This window comes from Mucilaginibacter sp., from assembly GCF_025362475.1.
GTDB lineage: Bacteria > Bacteroidota > Bacteroidia > Sphingobacteriales > Sphingobacteriaceae > Mucilaginibacter.
Genome location: NZ_JANYGH010000058.1, coordinates 339,235 through 356,983 on the forward strand (window position 1 = coordinate 339,235; position 17,749 = coordinate 356,983).

The window sequence follows — 17,749 nt, forward strand, 5'->3', positions numbered from 1 at the left end:
ACTGGTTATTAATAGCAGTAAATATATAAGAGCTTGGATGTTCATTTTATATGAGATCTGAGGTTTAGTTGATACAATATCATTTGAGACATGATATTGCAGTGCGTTCCGGGGTGAGATACGGAACGCATTTTTTTTACTGATCAACAAGTGATCGTTTTAGCTCAACGACCCATCCCTAATGATTAATGATTGGCGACCAATGGCTGCGCTCCCAGGCCATAACCAGTAACACCATCCGGTTATAAGTTCCCAAACCCTGGGGTTGGTTATTAGCCTTCAGAAAGTTATCGTAAAAAACACTGCTAATAGCACTGAGTTTATTTTCGTAAGCCATCCAGTAGGCACGTTCTGTTACAAAATCCTGGTGAACATCTTTTGATATCATCGCCTTTAATTCTTTATGGGCAACTGTATCCCTGCGGCGCAGTGTGTGCATAAACTCATCAACCGCCAAATGATAGGCTGAGTAGCGCAGCAAACGATCATGTGATTTAATACCGATGATAAACCCGGCAAAATCAGCCTCATCTTCGGCTCCATAACCTACCTGGTGCGACATTTCATGACAGGCAACAAATGGCCGGTTAAAAACAGGCATTTCATAATTAATCTGAGCCTCTGTTGTAAAGGGATTATAATAACCCGAGGTACCAATATAGTTCATAAAAAATGTAATCATAGATGGCTTAATTCCAGGATGAAAGGCCCTGAAGTTAGCTGAATCGGCAGATAACGAACTCACTGCATTAACGGCGGCTTTATAAATGGCGCTATTGCTCTGCGCTAAATCTGCAGCGGTGACACGTGCACGGCAAATATTGGCGCTATCTATCAACAATTTAGTTACAGCCTTGAGGTCGGCGGTAGTGAAAGCTGTATCTCTTAGATTAAGGCGCTCAGCTGCTGATGGCCTAAAATAATTCATCCCCCAAAACAAATAAAAAACAAGTATGCCCGCCTGTACACCTATAACCCATCCCAAAAAATGTATACCAACGATTTTAAACTGCTTTTTAAATAGCAGCTTAATCATCCTGATAACACCAAAAATTATAGCAATTACAATTGCGGTGTATAACAAATCGCCTACACTAAAAGGAAACAGGTTTAATATGGGATGAAATATCCAGCAGATAAGCTTATAAAACCCACCAGAATAATAGCGTTCAACCAATGCCGGATGATTGCCAAACTGCATTAACAGAAAAATAGCCAACGTAAGCAACAATATAATTATGATTCTTTTTAATAATGGTTTTTTGCTGATTAGGGTACGCATTAAGTAAATATAAGGCTAATGGAAGGTTGTTAAAATTATAGAAGGCAGCTGGATATAACAAGTTAAATATCGATACACAAAAAAAGCTCCGGTTAAGGAGCTTTTTTATGTATCGATATTTTATTATACTTATTTTATTGAAACAGGAACCTCAAAAGTATCCCATTTTAAGCTGAAGCCTTTTGGTGTAATTGTATAAATAAGGCTTTCGGTTTTAGGAGCTGTCTTCCCTTTAACTGTTACCCTTAACTGATCATTAGCTTCTTTATAAGTATAGGCACCCCATTGTTTTGGATTTTTATCAAAAATAAGAGTCCAGGTGCCGCTTTCTGATGGAATTACAAAGAAGGCATAACGGCCGGCCGGAAGTGTTTTACCTTCAACCTTAATGGCTTTACTTGTTGTAATGCTGGTTGCCGAATCGGCTCCTGCACGCCATACCTTACCAAAAGGCACCAATTCGCCCAGTACTTTACGACCTTTTACATAAGGACTTCCGTATTTAATTTTAATTAACGAACCAGCTACTTTAGCGCTTGTGCTATCATGCGGGCTTGCTGGCTTTTTATCCTGGGCAAATGTTAGGCTGCTTATAAACAGCGCAAATACAAAAAGCAATGCTGCTTTCATTTTAATAGATCTTTTCATAGTATTTCTCATGATTTATTTGGTATAAATATAGGGCGAAATTTGTTCTGGTAGCAATTAACGGAGTAAATAAAACTTAATTGCTTTTGTAAAAAATATTTCAATTAAAAAACAGTTGATATATAGTAATGTTATAAATAATGAGACGGCCGCATTGCAATTAGGAATTGACCTTAAGGTTAAAATGGCCAAAAGGTTAAACAATTGTTGTGGTTTTTTTTAACCCTTGCCTCAAGGCAGGGGTTTTTTATTTAGCCTTTTACTCCACCTTATAAGTATAAACATTGCGGCCTACATTACCGTTTTCGTCTATCCCCTCAACTACTATACGGTAATTACCTTTGCCATCTGCATTGTAAAAATCAAATGAAGCGCCACCATCTTTATCCGTAACAATATCAGGGTTCCAGTATATTGTGCTGCGTTCATCAGGTTTACTACTTTGGGTAGCTGAGCCACCATAAACGGGCGAGTAAAATACACGTGCTTTATAAAAGCCTTTAGGAGCATAGGAAAGCAACCCCGGTGAAATCTTTTTATTTACAGGTATCCCCTTATTTTTAACTGTTGTAATTAATAAAACCCCATTGGCTCCCTGGGAACCATAAATAGCAGCATCAACATTTTTAAGCATTTTAACACTTGCTACATCAGCTACACTTAAGTTGTCAATATTTGAACTCGACTGTGCGCCATCTATGATCACCAACATGGGGCCCGCTCCCGTTAAACCAACTCTTTCTCTTAAATACGGCACACCGCCCATTAATGCCACTCCGGGTAAGTGCCCCTCGAGGCCTCGAGATATTCCTGTTTGATCTTTAAACTGATCAATTGTGTTATTGTGAGATTCTAAATATTTATCTTTAATAATCACTTCCTTCAATGATTTTCCGCTTGCATCTGCCATGAACGTAGTTGAAGCGAGGGGTTTACCATTGTTTTTAAGAGCAACGTCATCAGCTAAACCCTGGCTATTAATTGTTGTGATATTAACTTTTTCGGGCTGGTCTATTATGATTTGCGTATTACTCTTCCCAGTTTCTGTTTTAGCCTGAATTACAAATGAGGTATAGCTTGTGTAAATCAAATTTGCAAAAGTAAACCTGCCATTGGCATCAGTTACCTGGTTTAACATAGTGCCCCCGTTTTGGGTAAGCAACGTAACGCTACCATTAGCAACCGGCGCCCCAGCCATAGTTTTTACCGTGCCCGATATATCCAGTCCTTTTTCTACAGGATAAGTTGACGCCATTTTAGCATCGTCGCCAAGCAATTGCTTCCAAACAAACCTCCGGTATCCTTGTGTAAGCATCAATATATCCAAATCGGCACGTGTATCACTGGTAACATTGGCAAAATAATAATTGGGCTGCTCAACAAATCCCCGCAATGCCGATGTTAATAAAAGATTGGTTAATATGGTAGTTTCGGCACTTTCATTCACCGGTATCCGGGTAGCATCGATAACCGATGCCGAGAAATAACCTGTAATAGGTTTATCATCCTTTTTTGCACTAACAGTAACATGTACTTTACCCCTGGCCTTGTAAGCAGCTTTATCAGTGCCGGTTTGTATATTTATAATATCATTGTTTTGTATAAACGAAAGGCGCTCATTCATAGGTTCGCCGGTTTTAGAAAACAGGGTAACCTGCACTAAACCGGTTTGAAAATCCTTTTTATCAAGATTAATATCAAGCACCTGGTTATCAAGTGTTGTTTTAAGTGAACGTACCGACCCGTTTGAATAAATAACAACGCCAATTTCTTTATTCTTATTTTCAAGATAGTAAGGCCTGTTTGCATTAATTTCTATCATCAGCTTATCTGGCTTATCATTGTTTACCAGCAAGGTCATCCCTTTACTATCGGCTTTAGGTAAATCAATAACGGCTTTGGTGCCATCAGCATAAGTGAGGTTTGCCTTGTAGCTTCTTCCTTCAACCGGGGTAATGTAAATAACGCCCATACCCAGGTGTTTGGCTTCAAACTTAGTTACTTCTGCGTTTAGGTTATCAACAACTACTCCTTTAACATTTACGCCCTGCCCATTATGGTCAATAGCCTTAAACGCGAGTTTAACCGGTATATCGTTAATAAAAGTTCCGCCCTCGGCAAAAAACTGAACGTCAAACTTATTACGGGTGTCTGTATTTTGCCGTGTTGCCAATACCGCGGTGGCGGGCACAGCACTGTTAACTGCTATTGGCTGATCAAATATGCCCGGATCGACGTTATTAAGCATCCATTTGGTATACGCTTTTACATGATAAATGCCTTTTGGCAGCCTGGCTGGTAACGCAAAATCGCCCCAGGTTAAGCCATTAGTAACTTGTAATGATATATTTTGTACCAGCGAATCGGCGGCATTTACCAAATCGACGTGCAGAACGCCACTTAATTTCGATAGTTGATGTTGTTCGCCCAGCGTAACGTAGGCTTTAAAAAACACTGTATCGCCGGCGTTATAAAGGGCTTTATCAAAGTGAAGGTATACCTTTTCAATAGCTTTTGTTGTTGATAGGGTTTGCAAACGCGAAACAATATCATCCAATGATAATGATTGTTTAACGCCTTGCGAAAAAGCTGGTATATAAAAACAGGTTGTACACAAAAGTGCAAATAGTAACTTTTTCATGCAGGAAATGGCAAATAGAAATGGGTTTATAATTGGCAATTAAATATACCTAATTTCCGCACACAAAAACAAATTAAAATACTGGTATATAATTCATTAAATCGTATCCATATTAAAGTCTGCATTTTCCCGTATCTCCTCCCAATACACAGTTTCGCAATAAATACGATTCTGAATTGCCACGCGGTTTTTTATCGCTTGCAATTCCTTTTTGATCTCTTCTGTAGTGAGGTCGCTGCTTAGTGAGTAGTAATAAATTGCATAACCAGTTTTACTGTTTATAAATCTATAGTGTTTATCAGCGGATTTCATGATATTTAACTTATATAAGTTAACAATATATTTAAGAGCAATATTGTTTTAGCGCAAAGCAATTGTTACATATAATTTATTTACCTTACCTGTATATAGTAGTTGAAAACACAATGCAAACACACTTAAATTTGATAACATTTAATTAACATTGAGTTAACAATTACATGACTTTTCACTGCAAATTAATAGCTACATTTAGCCGCATAAATATATGTGCATAGTGGACGCTAATTAATTAGTATACACGCTTTTAACTTAATTGTCATTTAAAAAGTCATAAAAAGTTCAAGTCAATGTCGATATTTCCCAATTCAAATCAGGTTTTTTATGATTTATTTAACCGTGCAGTTGCCAACGCTACCGAAATGGCAACTTTACTTAACACGGCGGTAAACTCTGCCGATACCTATGAACAAAAATTTCAGTTTACACTTGTTGATAAACTGAAGGCAAAAAGTTACGAAATTACCCACCAGGTATTTACAGAATCGGGCAGAATGTTGATTTCACCTTTTCAGCGCAAGGATATGTGCGATCTGGCTGCTGCAATTGATGATGTTGCCGATAGTATAGCCATGGCATCGCGCAGGATAAACCTGTATGATGTACCTAAGATCACTTCTCCTATTATTAGCCTGGCAGATCTTATCCTTAAAACCACCAAAGGTCTTCAGGAAGCTGTTAACGCCATGAACAATTTAGGTAACTCAGCCCATATATTTGAACTTTGCAACAATATAAAAAAATTGGAATACCAGGCTGATACAGTATACAATGAGGCTTTTGCTGATTTGCTGGCTAACGAAACTGATGCCATACAACTTATAAAATACACTGATGTTTTTATGGCGATGGAAACCGCTACAGATAGCTGCGAAGATGCTACACTGGTAATTGAGAGCATCCTGATTAAAAACGGATAGAATCATTCCTACCCGCTGCAAACCTGAGGGTAGTAAAAGAAAACATATTTATATAAAAAAAGCGATGAGTTTAATTCATCGCTTTTTTATGGGTATTGATTAGCCAATTCGTCAATCAAATACCCTCTCCTTTGAAGAGGGTTGTATTAGGCCTTACTTTCCTTTATCAGCAGGACCTTCATCCTGTTTATTACCGCCGTTATCATCTTTTTCTTTATCCTTCTTAAACTCAAGCTTGCCAAACTTGTAGCTCAGGCTGATACCAAATGATTGTACCGGTATGTACCTGATGTTGGTTTGGTTAAAGCCGGCACCATATGTTGTTGAACTTTGGCTTACATATTTAGCAAACGGATTTGACGCGGTAACCCCTATGCTGGCCTTTTTGTTCATGAACATTTTACGCATCGCGAAGTTGTAAAACACAAACTTGGGTTGTGTTCCCTGGATGCTTTTTTGTGATGAGTTATAGTTGCCAAAAAACTCGGCGCTTAAATCATGTCCAAAACTGTATTGGGCATTCAGGTTTAAACGGTAAGTAAAGCCGGTTACGCTTGGGCTACCCGGATTATTACTGGTCCGTTCAGAAAATATCATATTGGTACGCAGGTTAAATTCCTTTGTAACAGGCAGCGACGCGTAGATGTTTATTCCCGCCCGATCTTCTGAGCCAAGATTATATCGCTTAGTTAACGATACGTTGGTGTATTTACTACCGTCAATCCGCAACGTATCATAAAAAGTAGTAAAACGTTGCAGGTCGTCGGTATTTTTACGGTAAAATGCAGCTATGTTGATGTTTGCGCCCTTATCAAATGATTTATTGTAACCCAACTCAAAATTATCGCCACGCTCAGGCTTCAGGTTAGGATCGCCGGTACTGATGTTGTGGGTATCGCTGATGTTGTAGAATGGATTAAGGTCGCCGTAATCGGGGCGTTCTATCCTGCGGGTATAACTCAGTTTTACAGATTGCGATTCACTAATTTTATGTGAGAACACCAGCGACGGCACCAATATGTTATAATTAGGAATGTTTGTATTCTTAAAATCGGCCGTAGTTACTGTGTATTCGTCTCTCAAGCCTGCTTTAATATCCAAAAAGTTATTGAACACCGATGTAGTTGCCGATAAATAATAGGCATATATCTTACGGTCATAAGTAAAGCCGTAGGTTTGGTTATAGTTGGGTACATTGCCGCCATTAAGCAAGGTATCGGTAACTACATTGTTATTGATGTGGTTAAAATCGAGTTTACCACCCGTTTCGATGGTAAAGTTTTTACTTACCGGATGCGAGTAATCTACAGATATATTGGTTTCCCTATCCTTGCCCGGGTTGCTATTGGTGATACCTGTAGGTATGGTGCCCGGCTGCAAATTCTGCAATAACTGCGATGAGCTAAAACTGTTGTTACCAAAGCTGGATGAATACAATATATCAAGCTCCTGCCCTTCTTTATCAAATGTTTTTTTGTAGGCTAAACTTACGTCTGTGGATGTTCCGCTAAACTTACTGCTGGATGTGCGGAGGGTTTTAAGATCAGAAAGTTGGGTGCCATCGGCGCTCACTGTATTTTCGTCCTGGTTGGTTAAGCCATTACCATGATTGCCAAAATGATTGAAGCCCACAGATGCGGTAAGATCGTCATGCTTGCTGATATTCCACGTAAAATTCAGGCCCGATTGATAACCGTTACGTTTAAAATTATTGCTCCCCTGCTGAAACAAAGTTGTGGTTTTGCCCAATGAATCTTTAGATACACGATTGCTCGTGTTCGGTGAGTTACTGTTAATCTGGGCGTTGCCGCTAAAAAATGCATTTACGCCAAAGTTACCTTTACGTACATTGAGGTTAAATGACCCGTTTTCGCGACGGGTACCAGCCGATAGGTTAACGCTGCCGTTTACTCCTTCAACTTTACTGTCTTTTAAAATAATGTTGATGATACCTCCAGTACCGGCGGCGTCATACTTGGCACCTGGACTGGTAACTACCTCAATGCTTTTGATCTGGCTGGCCGGGATACTTGCCAATGCATCGGCAAGGCTGGCGCCAAAGATGCTTGATGGTTTTCCGTTTATTAAAAAGCGGATATTGGCGTTCCCCTGCAACTCAACATTACCATCAATATCTACAGTAATTTGAGGCACTTTTTTCAATATATCGATAGCTACACCGCCTTGCGCGCTCAGGTCGTTTTGCGGGTTGTATACCATTTTATCTATCTTGTTTTGAACGGTTGGCGTTGTAGCGGTAATATTTACATCCTTTAACTGGTGCGGCGAGGGCGATAATAATATTTCGCCTAAATTGATGGCAGCCCCATCTTTAACTATAATATGCTCCAGGGTAGCACGCTGATAGCCTAAAAAATCGGCAGTAACTTTATATTCGCCTGCAGGTATTTTATCAACCGTAAAATTTCCTTTAGGATCGGTACTAATACCGTTAAATGGCGATTCAACTCCTTGTTTATAAACAGATATAGTTGCATAATCAACCGCTTGTTTGGTTGTAGCATCGGTAACTTTACCAATTATTTTACCCTTGCCGGCAGGAGCCTGAGCATGTAAATTTATTGTAAACAGAATAAAAATAAATAATATATAGTACGCTTTCATTATCCTTAAAAAATCCATGATTTGGGTGCGAATTTGAAAAGAAACTTTGGATTAATTCTGATTACTGGTGTGTTTGTTACAATAAGGTTAACTTATCAACATACTTGTTACAATATGAGACGGATGGACAAAAGATAAATGACGAATGGACAAAGGACTATCAGACAATGGACAAAAGATAAAGGACGAATGGACAAAGGACTATCAGACAAAGGACGAAAGATAAAACTTTATGGCAGTGTTGAATTTTGATTCTTAATTCTGCCTCAAAAAATCAGGACCAGAGTGCCTGCGATGATTAATAAGGCACCAATACCATTTTTTAAGGTAAGCGGTTCGCCCAAAAACACAACGGCTAAAACAATGGCCAATGCCACGCTCAATTTATCAACCGGTGCCACCTGGGATACTTTACCCAATTGCAAAGCCCGGAAATAGCAGATCCAGGATAGCCCTGTTGCACAGCCAGACAGGATGAGGAATGTCCAATTCAGGCGGGTTAAACCTTCAATCCCTTTATTGCTGCCTTTAAACAACACAATAGCCCAGGCCAGTATTAATATTACTACCGTGCGTATGGCGGTAGCTAGGTCGGTATCAACCCCTTTTATACCTATTTTGGCAAAAATTGCAGTAAGCGCGGCAAATAAAGCCGATAGTAGAGCGTATATCCACCACATAATTTTAAAGTTTTAAGTTTTACCCTGTATTTTTTAATTTAACGTTAACATTATAAACGCAAATTTGCTTTATCAAACTGTAGTAAATCTGGTTAAATCCAAAATGTGTACAAAATGGATGGCTACCTTTAGCCGGAATATATAAGTTGCATATCAAGTAAACAGATAGCCCAAATGAAATTACTGATTATTGAAGATGAAGAAGGCCTGCGGGAAAGTATTGAAGAATATTTTGCCGAAGCAGGAAATATCTGTGAAACAGCCGCTACCTATTCTGCCGCCCTAACCAAGGTTGAGTTATATCGTTATGATTGTATCCTGCTGGATATTACTTTACCCGGCGGCAATGGCATCAGCATCCTCAAAAAATTAAAAGAAAATAATTTTACAGATGGTGTGCTTATCATATCTGCCAAAAACTCACTTGATGACAGGCTGCAGGGCCTTGACCTTGGCGCGGATGATTACCTGGTGAAACCATTCCACTTATCCGAGTTAAAGGCACGCGTATCTGCCATCATCAGGCGTAAAATGTACAATGGAAGCAACCTGTTGGTCTTTAACGAAATCAGTATCGATCTGCAGGCCAAAACAGTAAGCGTACATGACACCCCTTTAAAATTTACCCGCAAGGAATTTGCGCTGCTTATTTATTTTATAGCCAATAAAGGAAAGGTAGTCTCTAAAAACGCCATAGCCGAACACCTTTGGGGCGATGGTATAGACCTTGCCGATAATTTCGACTTCATTTACTCGCACATCAAAAACATACGCAAAAAGCTGGTAGAGGCTGGCGCTAATGATTATATCCAGGCTGCTTATGGCATGGGCTATAAATTCTCAGGCCAATGAAGCTGCTTACCTTATATAACCGCGTAAACATCATCACAACAGTAGTTGTAATGGTGATAACCGGAATCATCTACTACCAGGCTATTAGCTGGATATTGAATGATCAAAATGACAAGGCTTTAAAGGTAGAGGAAGATGAGGTTTTTGATTATGTAAAACTTAACCACCAATTACCACAGGTATTTGAATCCAAAGATCAACAGATCACTTTTAGCGAGGCTAAGCCAAATTCAATAACGCGCGAATTTATCAATACCGATTACCGCAGGGATAAAAATGAATACGAGTCGGGCCGGGGACTGATCAGTTCTATCACCGTAAACGGCAAATACTACAAGATACTTATTGTAGAATCAAAGGTAGAAACTGAAGATCTCATACAAATCATTTTCGGTATCACCATTGGCGTTATTTTGCTGTTGATGCTGGTATTACTTATTGCCAACCGTTTAATTTTAAATCGTTTATGGCAGCCCTTTTATAGCATTTTACGCGAAATAAAGCTGTTCAATATTACCGATAGCCGCGAGATACCCCAAACTACTACCCGTATTACTGAATTTGTGGAGTTAAACCAGGCTGCAGCTGCAATGACCACCAAAGCAAAATATGACTATAAAGAACTCAAAACCTTTACAGAAAATGCTTCTCATGAATTGCTTACCCCTATCGCGGTCATCAACTCTAAATTGGATACCTTAATACAATCCGAAAACTTTAACGACAGGCAAAGCAAACTTCTTAATGATCTGTACAGCGCGGTTGCGCGGTTGAGCCGGCTTAATCAATCGCTGTTACTATTGGTTAAAATAGAAAACAGGTTACTAACCGACCAGCAAAATATTAACCTGCGCCTGTTAATTGAAGAAATGGTTTTGCAATTGGAGGATATTTTTAGTGATAAGCAAATAACGGTAACGGTTGAACTGGAGGACAAGGAGGTCCTGGCAAGCCGGTACCTTATAGAGATATTGCTCAGTAACCTGGTCATTAATGCAGTAAGACATAATCATGCCAACGGTAATATTATCATTAAATTAACAGCCCATAATTTTTTTATCAAAAACACTGGAGATAGCAAACCATTGCCCGATGATAAAATTTTTACACGATTCCATAAATCATCCAACTCTGATGGCAGCGGGCTTGGGCTTACCATCAGCAAACAAATTTGCGAAAACTTCGATTTTTCACTCTCCTACCAATACCAGGCCCATTATCACACTTTTATTGTAACTTTTTAAATTGGCATTTAGCATCCTAAATTTTTACAGAATTTAGCTATAGTTTAGCTATGTTTAAAATACATTTATACCTCATTTAATGAAGTGGTTTTTCGGTTTTATATTATTCACACTCACCTATACTGCTGCCCGGGCACAAACTTATACGCTTGATCACTACCTGGAACTTGCAAAAAATAACAGTCCCTTACTTAAGGCTGTCAGAAATCAAATAGCGGCAAGCCAAATAGATAGTTTAAGATTAAGGGCCGGTTTAAGGCCACAGGTAAACGTAAACAGCAACGGCTATTTTGCACCTGTTGTTGGTGGTTATGGTTATGCAGGCGCTATTACTAATGTGCAAACCTTTAATGCACTTTTAGGAGTAAACAAGCAGCTGATAGGTAAACAATATTTAAATACACAACTGGCAGCCATAAACTTACAGCGCGATTCTATCATCAACAGCGGGGCAGTATCTGAACAAGACTTAAAAAAGACCATCACCGGTCAATACATAACCGCTTACGGCAGTTTGCAGCAGGTTAAATTTAATCGCGACGTAGTTAAATTGCTTACTGAAGAAGAAGGCCTGCTCAAAAAACTCACCCGAAACAATGTTTACAAACAAAGCGAATATCTTGCCTTTTTGGTTACCTTAAAACAACAGCAGCTACAGCTTTTGCAGGCACAAATACAATATAAAAATGACTATGCCACACTAAATTACGTGGCCGGTGTTGTTGATACTACAACGGTTGAACTAAGCGAGCCTGTTGTTCAAACAACAATTACGCCCGATGCTTCCATGAGTATATTTTTCAGGCAATTTAAATCTGATAGTTTACGACTTGTAAACACGAGGAGCTTAATTGATTATAGCTACAGACCTAAAGCTAATATTTTTGCCGATGGCGGATATAATACTGATTTTACCACCCAGGCCTATAAACACTTTGGTACCAGCTTTGGCTTTAGTATTTCTATGCCAATTTACGATGGCGGCCAGCGTAAACTTCAATACAAAAGGTTAAAACTGGAAGAGGAGACACGCTTAAACTATAAAGCGTTTTTTAATTCGCAATACCGGCAGCAAATTGCGCAGCTTAATCAGCAGATAAACGAGAATGATAACCTGATTAACCAGATAAAGGAACAAATAAAATACGCTGAAAGCTTAATAAAGGTTGATACTCAACTGATGCAAACCGGCGATGTAAAAATTGCAGATCTTATACTGGCTGTTAATAGTTACTATACCATTACCAACCTGCTTACACAAACTACCATAACAAAGCTCCAGCTCACTAATCAATTAAATTACTGGAATAAATAACATGAAAATATATAAAACAGCCTGTTCCCGTTCAAAAAACATTTTAATAATTTTAGCAGTAGCACTGGTGTATTCTTCATGTAAAGGTAATTCTGATGCAGCAACTGCAAGCGATGCAGAAGTTGTAGTACCCGAAACACCTGTACAGGTTACCACCATTGACGAAAGTTCACTTACAGATTACATTGAACTGAATGCCACATCATCATTCCTTCAAAAAAACTATGTAAAAGCTAACGCCATTGGTTACATACAAAAAGTAAATACGCAAATTGGCCATTACGTAAATAAAGGCGCGGTTTTATTTACTATAAAAACCAAAGAAGCGCAAAGCATTGGCAATAGCATAAACATACTTGATACTACCTTCAAATTTTCGGGCGTAAATAAAATCAAAGCCTCTGAACATGGTTATATTACACAATTAAATCACCAGGTAGGTGATTATGTACAGGATGGTGAACAATTAGCCATCATAAGCGACAGAGGAAGCTTTGCCTTTATCATGCAGCTGCCTTATGAATTGCGCGCATCTGTATCCAGCAACCAGGACGTATTGCTTACCCTGCCTGATGGGGTAAAATTAAATGGCAAAGTAGCCTCTTTTATGCCCGTTGTTGATACGCTATCACAAACCCAGGGCATCGTGATCAAAGTAAATTCGGCCGATCAAATCCCCGAAAACCTGGTAGCCAGAGCACGGATAGTAAAAACATCGAAAACAAACACCACATCCCTGCCAGCTTCAGCCATACTATCAAACGAAACACAAACAGAATTTTGGGTAATGAAGTTAATCAATGCTACCACAGCGGTTAAAATACCTGTAAAAAAAGGAATTGAAAGTGGAGGCAAAGTAGAGATCCTATCGCCAAAGTTTTCTCCCCGGGATAAAATAGTTATAAGCGGTAATTATGGTTTGGCAGATACAGCTAAAGTTAAAATTGTACAGTAATGGCTAAAGTTGTAGAAACAAAAATAGATAAGGTAGAGAATTTTTTTATTTTTTATCGCAAACCCCTGCTACTGGTATTATCGCTGATATTAATAGGTGGCATATTTGCTTATACCAAACTTCAAACTTCCCTTTTTCCCGAGATTACTTTTCCTAAAATTAAGGTAATTGCCGATGCCGGTTTACAACCGGTAAACAAAATGATGATAACGGTAACCAAACCGTTAGAAAACGCAATAAAACAGGTACCGGCCTTACAACTAGTAAGAAGCACCACAAGCCGCGGAAGTGCCGAGATATCGGCCTATATGGATTGGAATGCTGATATTGACCTGAGTAAGCAACAAATAGAATCACAGATTGCTAAAATTCAAAATACCCTGCCACCGGATGTAAACATATCCGTCGAAAAAATGAACCCTTCTATTTTACCGGTAAGCGGGTACACGCTGGAGAGTCATGATAGATCACCAATTGAATTAAAGCAATTAGCAACCTTTACCGTAAAACCATTTTTATCACAAATAAACGGCGTATCCGAAATAAAGGTTATTGGCGGTAAAACAAAAGAATACTGGCTTGTGCTTAATCGCGAAAAAATGACGGCACTGTCATTAACGCCGGATATGGTCAGCAGCGCATTAAGCCAAACCAACTTCATAAAATCAGAAGGTTATCTTTCTGATTATAAAATGCTGTATCTCACCGTAACCGATGCTACCGTAACTGCAAAGGATCAGCTGGAAAATATGGTGATAAGCAATAACAGCAAAAGAGTTATCCAGGTAAAGGATATTGCATCAGTACAAATAAGCGAAGGCATTGAATATACCAAGATAAATGCCAACGGTCATGATGGGGTATTAATAGCAGTTATTAAACAACCCAACGCCAACCTGATATCCTTATCAACAGATATGGCGGCAAAAGTGGCGGCCCTTCAAAAAATACTCCCCAAAGATGTTACTATAAAACCCTACTATATACAGGCCGATTTTGTAAACGATTCTGTTAAAAGTGTCACCGATAGTGTTTGGATAGGTTTATTGCTGGCAATAGTTGTAGCTATTATTTTCCTGAGATCATTTAAAGCAAGCGCAACCATTTTAATTACAATTCCGGTTACGCTTTGCCTTACACTTATTGTGCTTTACATAATAGGGTACACTTTCAATATCATGACACTGGGTGCTATAGCAGCAGCTATAGGATTGATCATTGATGACGCCATTGTTGTGGTTGAGCAAATCCATCGCACGCACGAAGAGCACCCTGATGAACCCACCAGCAGGCTGCTTAAAAAAGCTATTGATTACTTGTTCCCGGCTATGCTTGGCTCATCTATAAGTACCATAGTTATTTTTGTTCCCTTTTTATTGATGACAGGTGTTGCCGGGGCCTATTTTAAGGTAATGACCAATACCATGATCATTACCCTTATCTGCTCGTTTTTTGTAACATGGATAGGTTTGCCTGTTATCTACCTGTTTCTTACACGTAATCAACACGCGCATTCAGCAAACGTAAAGGAAGAAACACACGAGGTAAAAAGGCAGGGTTGGGTCTCTTTTTTCATTATGCAGCCAATAATCAGCATTGTTATCATGATGGCGTTGATTGCAGTGATCGTTTTTATACCCTCAAAATTAGAAACCGGTTTTTTACCGGCTATGGATGAAGGCAGTATAGTATTGGATTATAGTTCGCCGCCGGGAACATCGCTGCAGGAAACCGACCGCATGTTAAGAGAGATAGAAAAGATCATCACCAAACATCCTGATGTGGCCGCCTACTCCCGCCGGACCGGAACACAAATGGGTTTCTTTATAACTGAGCCTAATACCGGCGACTACCTGATTCAATTGAAAAAAAGCCATAAAAAAACAACTGAAGAGGTAACCAGTGATATAAGAAGTGAGATTGAAAAAACACAACCTGCCTTACGGGTAGATTTTGGACAAGTGATAACGGATATGTTGGGCGACCTTATGAGTTCAACCCAGCCTATCGAAATCAAAGTTTTTGGCGATGATCAACGCATCCTTCAAAACCTTTCCAAACAAATTGCGGCCGAAGTTACCGCGGTTAAAGGTACTGCCGATGTGTTTGATGGTATCGTGATTGCAGGTCCTTCTGTAAGTATCGTACCTGATTATAAAAAACTGGCACAGTATAACATTACACCGGCCGCGCTGCAATTTCAGGCCCAAACTGCACTGGACGGCAACGTGGTAGGTAATTTGTACGAAACTCAGCAACTATCTCCTATCCGCATGGTTTACCCGGGTAACAGGTCGTTAAACATAGCTGATATTAAAAAACTAAATATATTCCTGGGCAACGGCAAATTAATACCGATAAGCCAGTTGGCTACAGTTGATATAAAAGCCGGCGATGCCGAAATTAACCGCCAGGACCTGCAATCAATGGGCGTTATCACCGCTAGGTTAGAGAACAGCGATTTAGGAACGGTAATACCGGCCATACAAAAAAACATAGCCCAAAAAGTAAACTTCCCCAGGGGCTATCATGTAGAATATGGCGGTGCATATGCCGAGCAGCAGCAATCATTTAAAGAGCTGCTGATTATCCTCATCACATCGAGTCTGTTGGTTTTTGGGGTGATACTGTTTTTGTTTAAGCAGTTCAGAATAGCAATATTAATTTTGGTGATGGCAGTTTTGGGTATTTCGGGAAGCTTTTTGGCTTTATATATTACAAATACTCCACTAAATGTTGGCAGCTATACAGGATTGATTATGATAGTTGGTATTATTGGCGAAAATGCCATATTCACCTTTTTACAATTTAGGGAAAGCGCAAGAGAAAAAAGCGTGAATGAAGCTATAGTTTATTCTATCTCAACACGGTTAAGGCCCAAATTAATGACGGCATTAGGAGCAATAATTGCATTAACTCCACTGGCTTTAGGTATCGGCGCCGGGGCTCAGTTACATCAACCTTTGGCTATAGCAGTTATTGGCGGTTTCTTAGTTGCCCTGCCTTTGCTTTTAATTGTTTTACCAAGTATGATGCGTATTTTATATCGTAATGGCTTCACCGTACCGGCTATTGAACAACATACAGATCATCCGCAATAGCACAATATTTCTCCAGATTTAAAGCCTAATTTCATTCGTATAAACAGACCCAACAAAAATGAAAAAGCAAATTTTAATTCTTGCATTACTGGCAACGGCCTTAGCTCCTATGGCCTTAAAAGCTCAAACCTATGTAGCTGATAAAACCATATCCCTACCCGGCGACGGTGGTTACGACTACCTGGCTATTGATAAAGTAAATCACCGTTTATATGTATCACATGGCACACAGGTAAATGTTATCAATTTAATTACCGAGCAACCCGTAGGTTCCATTGACAACATGAAGAGTGTACATGGCATTGCCATTGTAAATAAATTGAACCGTGGCTTTATTACCGATGGCAAATCAAACTCGGTTGTAGCTTTTGATTTAAAAACACTGAAAATTATTGCAACCATCCCGCTTAAGGATGCAAACGGCCCGGATGCTATTATGTATGATCCCTACTCCGATCGAGTTTTCAGTTTTAACGGCGAAAGCAACAATTCATCCGTTATCGACCCTAAAACCTTGAAACAGGTAGGCACCGTAGCTTTAGGCGGCGGCCCTGAATTTGCCGTATCAGATGGCAAAGGCAAAATCTACAACAACCTGGAAGATAAAAGCAGTCTGAATGTAATTGACAGCAAATCACTTAAAGTGGTAAAAAACTATCAGCTTGCGCCATGTGGCGGTCCTACAGGGCTGGCATTGGATGCCGCCAGTCAACGCCTGTTTACCGTTTGCCGCGAAAACAAAGGTATTAGCGTAATTAATATCAATACCGGCAAAGTTACAGCAACCCTTCCTATTGGCGCCGGTGTTGATGCAGTAGCTTATGACCCCGAAACTAAATTGATATTTTGCTCATGCGGTGATGGTACAACTACCATAATAAAACAAAAATCGGCAGATGAATACAGCGTTGTTCAAGTACTAAAAACTCCTGTGCGTGCCAAAACTCTGGCTTTAGATACCGAAACCCATAAAATTTATTTAAGCGTTGCAGAATTTGAACCCGGTACCCGCAAGGCGTTACCAAATACATTTAAAGTACTGATTTACAAACAACAATAAATAAAAATCCTTATAAAATCTTTATGAAAACGGCATGAAGATTTTATAAGGATTTTTTATTTTGACTACTAAATGATATTTTCAAAAACGTTATTGCTATCTTTAACG

At 39.3% G+C, this 17,749-nt stretch carries 13 protein-coding genes; 7 read left to right on the plus strand and 6 right to left on the minus strand.

The window, feature by feature from the left end:
* Positions 1–178: 178 nt before the first annotated feature.
* From Q0R88_RS20115 to Q0R88_RS20130, 4 genes are all read right to left on the minus strand, one after another.
* Positions 179–1,282 (minus strand): DUF3810 domain-containing protein, encoded by a 1,104-nt coding sequence (locus Q0R88_RS20115; protein ID WP_295719633.1) that lies wholly within the window; start codon positions 1,280–1,282, stop codon positions 179–181.
* Positions 1,283–1,411: 129 nt separating this feature from the next.
* Complete coding sequence (locus tag Q0R88_RS20120; RefSeq protein ID WP_295719635.1) at positions 1,412–1,930, minus strand: DUF2911 domain-containing protein; 519 nt, start codon at positions 1,928–1,930, stop codon at positions 1,412–1,414.
* 259 nt (positions 1,931–2,189) lie between these two features.
* On the minus strand, positions 2,190–4,571 hold the full coding sequence (locus Q0R88_RS20125) for a carboxypeptidase regulatory-like domain-containing protein (protein ID WP_295719637.1): 2,382 nt from the start codon (positions 4,569–4,571) through the stop codon (positions 2,190–2,192).
* 96 nt (positions 4,572–4,667) lie between these two features.
* Positions 4,668–4,883: a hypothetical protein gene (locus tag Q0R88_RS20130; RefSeq protein ID WP_295719640.1), complete on the minus strand. Its 216-nt coding sequence runs from the start codon at positions 4,881–4,883 to the stop codon at positions 4,668–4,670.
* 296 nt (positions 4,884–5,179) lie between these two features.
* Here Q0R88_RS20130 and Q0R88_RS20135 point away from each other — a divergent pair, with 296 nt between their 5' ends.
* Complete coding sequence (locus tag Q0R88_RS20135; RefSeq protein ID WP_295719643.1) at positions 5,180–5,809, plus strand: DUF47 family protein; 630 nt, start codon at positions 5,180–5,182, stop codon at positions 5,807–5,809.
* Between the two features lie 153 nt (positions 5,810–5,962).
* Here Q0R88_RS20135 and Q0R88_RS20140 read toward each other — a convergent pair whose 3' ends face one another.
* Positions 5,963–8,434: a TonB-dependent receptor gene (locus Q0R88_RS20140; RefSeq protein WP_295719646.1), complete on the minus strand. Its 2,472-nt coding sequence runs from the start codon at positions 8,432–8,434 to the stop codon at positions 5,963–5,965.
* Between the two features lie 266 nt (positions 8,435–8,700).
* The gene (locus tag Q0R88_RS20145; protein ID WP_295719648.1) at positions 8,701–9,114 is read right to left on the minus strand and encodes an EamA family transporter; all 414 of its coding nucleotides are present in this window, start codon (positions 9,112–9,114) and stop codon (positions 8,701–8,703) included.
* 174 nt (positions 9,115–9,288) lie between these two features.
* Between Q0R88_RS20145 and Q0R88_RS20150 the strand changes: the two genes are divergently transcribed.
* From Q0R88_RS20150 to Q0R88_RS20175, 6 genes are all read left to right on the plus strand, one after another.
* Positions 9,289–9,966, plus strand: coding sequence for a response regulator transcription factor (locus Q0R88_RS20150; RefSeq protein ID WP_295719651.1), 678 nt, complete (start codon positions 9,289–9,291; stop codon positions 9,964–9,966).
* Positions 9,963–11,210 carry a HAMP domain-containing sensor histidine kinase gene (locus tag Q0R88_RS20155; protein ID WP_295719653.1) on the plus strand — a complete coding sequence of 416 codons (1,248 nt, stop codon included), beginning with the start codon at positions 9,963–9,965 and terminating at the stop codon, positions 11,208–11,210. Before Q0R88_RS20150 ends, Q0R88_RS20155 begins: the two co-directional genes overlap by 4 nt.
* 79 nt (positions 11,211–11,289) lie before the next feature.
* Positions 11,290–12,525, plus strand: coding sequence for a TolC family protein (locus Q0R88_RS20160; RefSeq protein ID WP_295719656.1), 1,236 nt, complete (start codon positions 11,290–11,292; stop codon positions 12,523–12,525).
* A gap of 1 nt (position 12,526) precedes the next feature.
* A complete protein-coding gene (locus Q0R88_RS20165; protein WP_295719658.1) occupies positions 12,527–13,480 on the plus strand; it encodes an HlyD family efflux transporter periplasmic adaptor subunit in 954 nt (317 codons plus the stop codon).
* A complete protein-coding gene (locus Q0R88_RS20170) occupies positions 13,480–16,581 on the plus strand; it encodes an efflux RND transporter permease subunit (protein ID WP_295719660.1) in 3,102 nt (1,033 codons plus the stop codon). The genes Q0R88_RS20165 and Q0R88_RS20170 overlap by 1 nt, the downstream gene beginning before the upstream one ends.
* A 58-nt stretch (positions 16,582–16,639) precedes the next feature.
* A complete protein-coding gene (locus Q0R88_RS20175; protein WP_295719662.1) occupies positions 16,640–17,641 on the plus strand; it encodes a hypothetical protein in 1,002 nt (333 codons plus the stop codon).
* Positions 17,642–17,749: the final 108 nt, after the last annotated feature.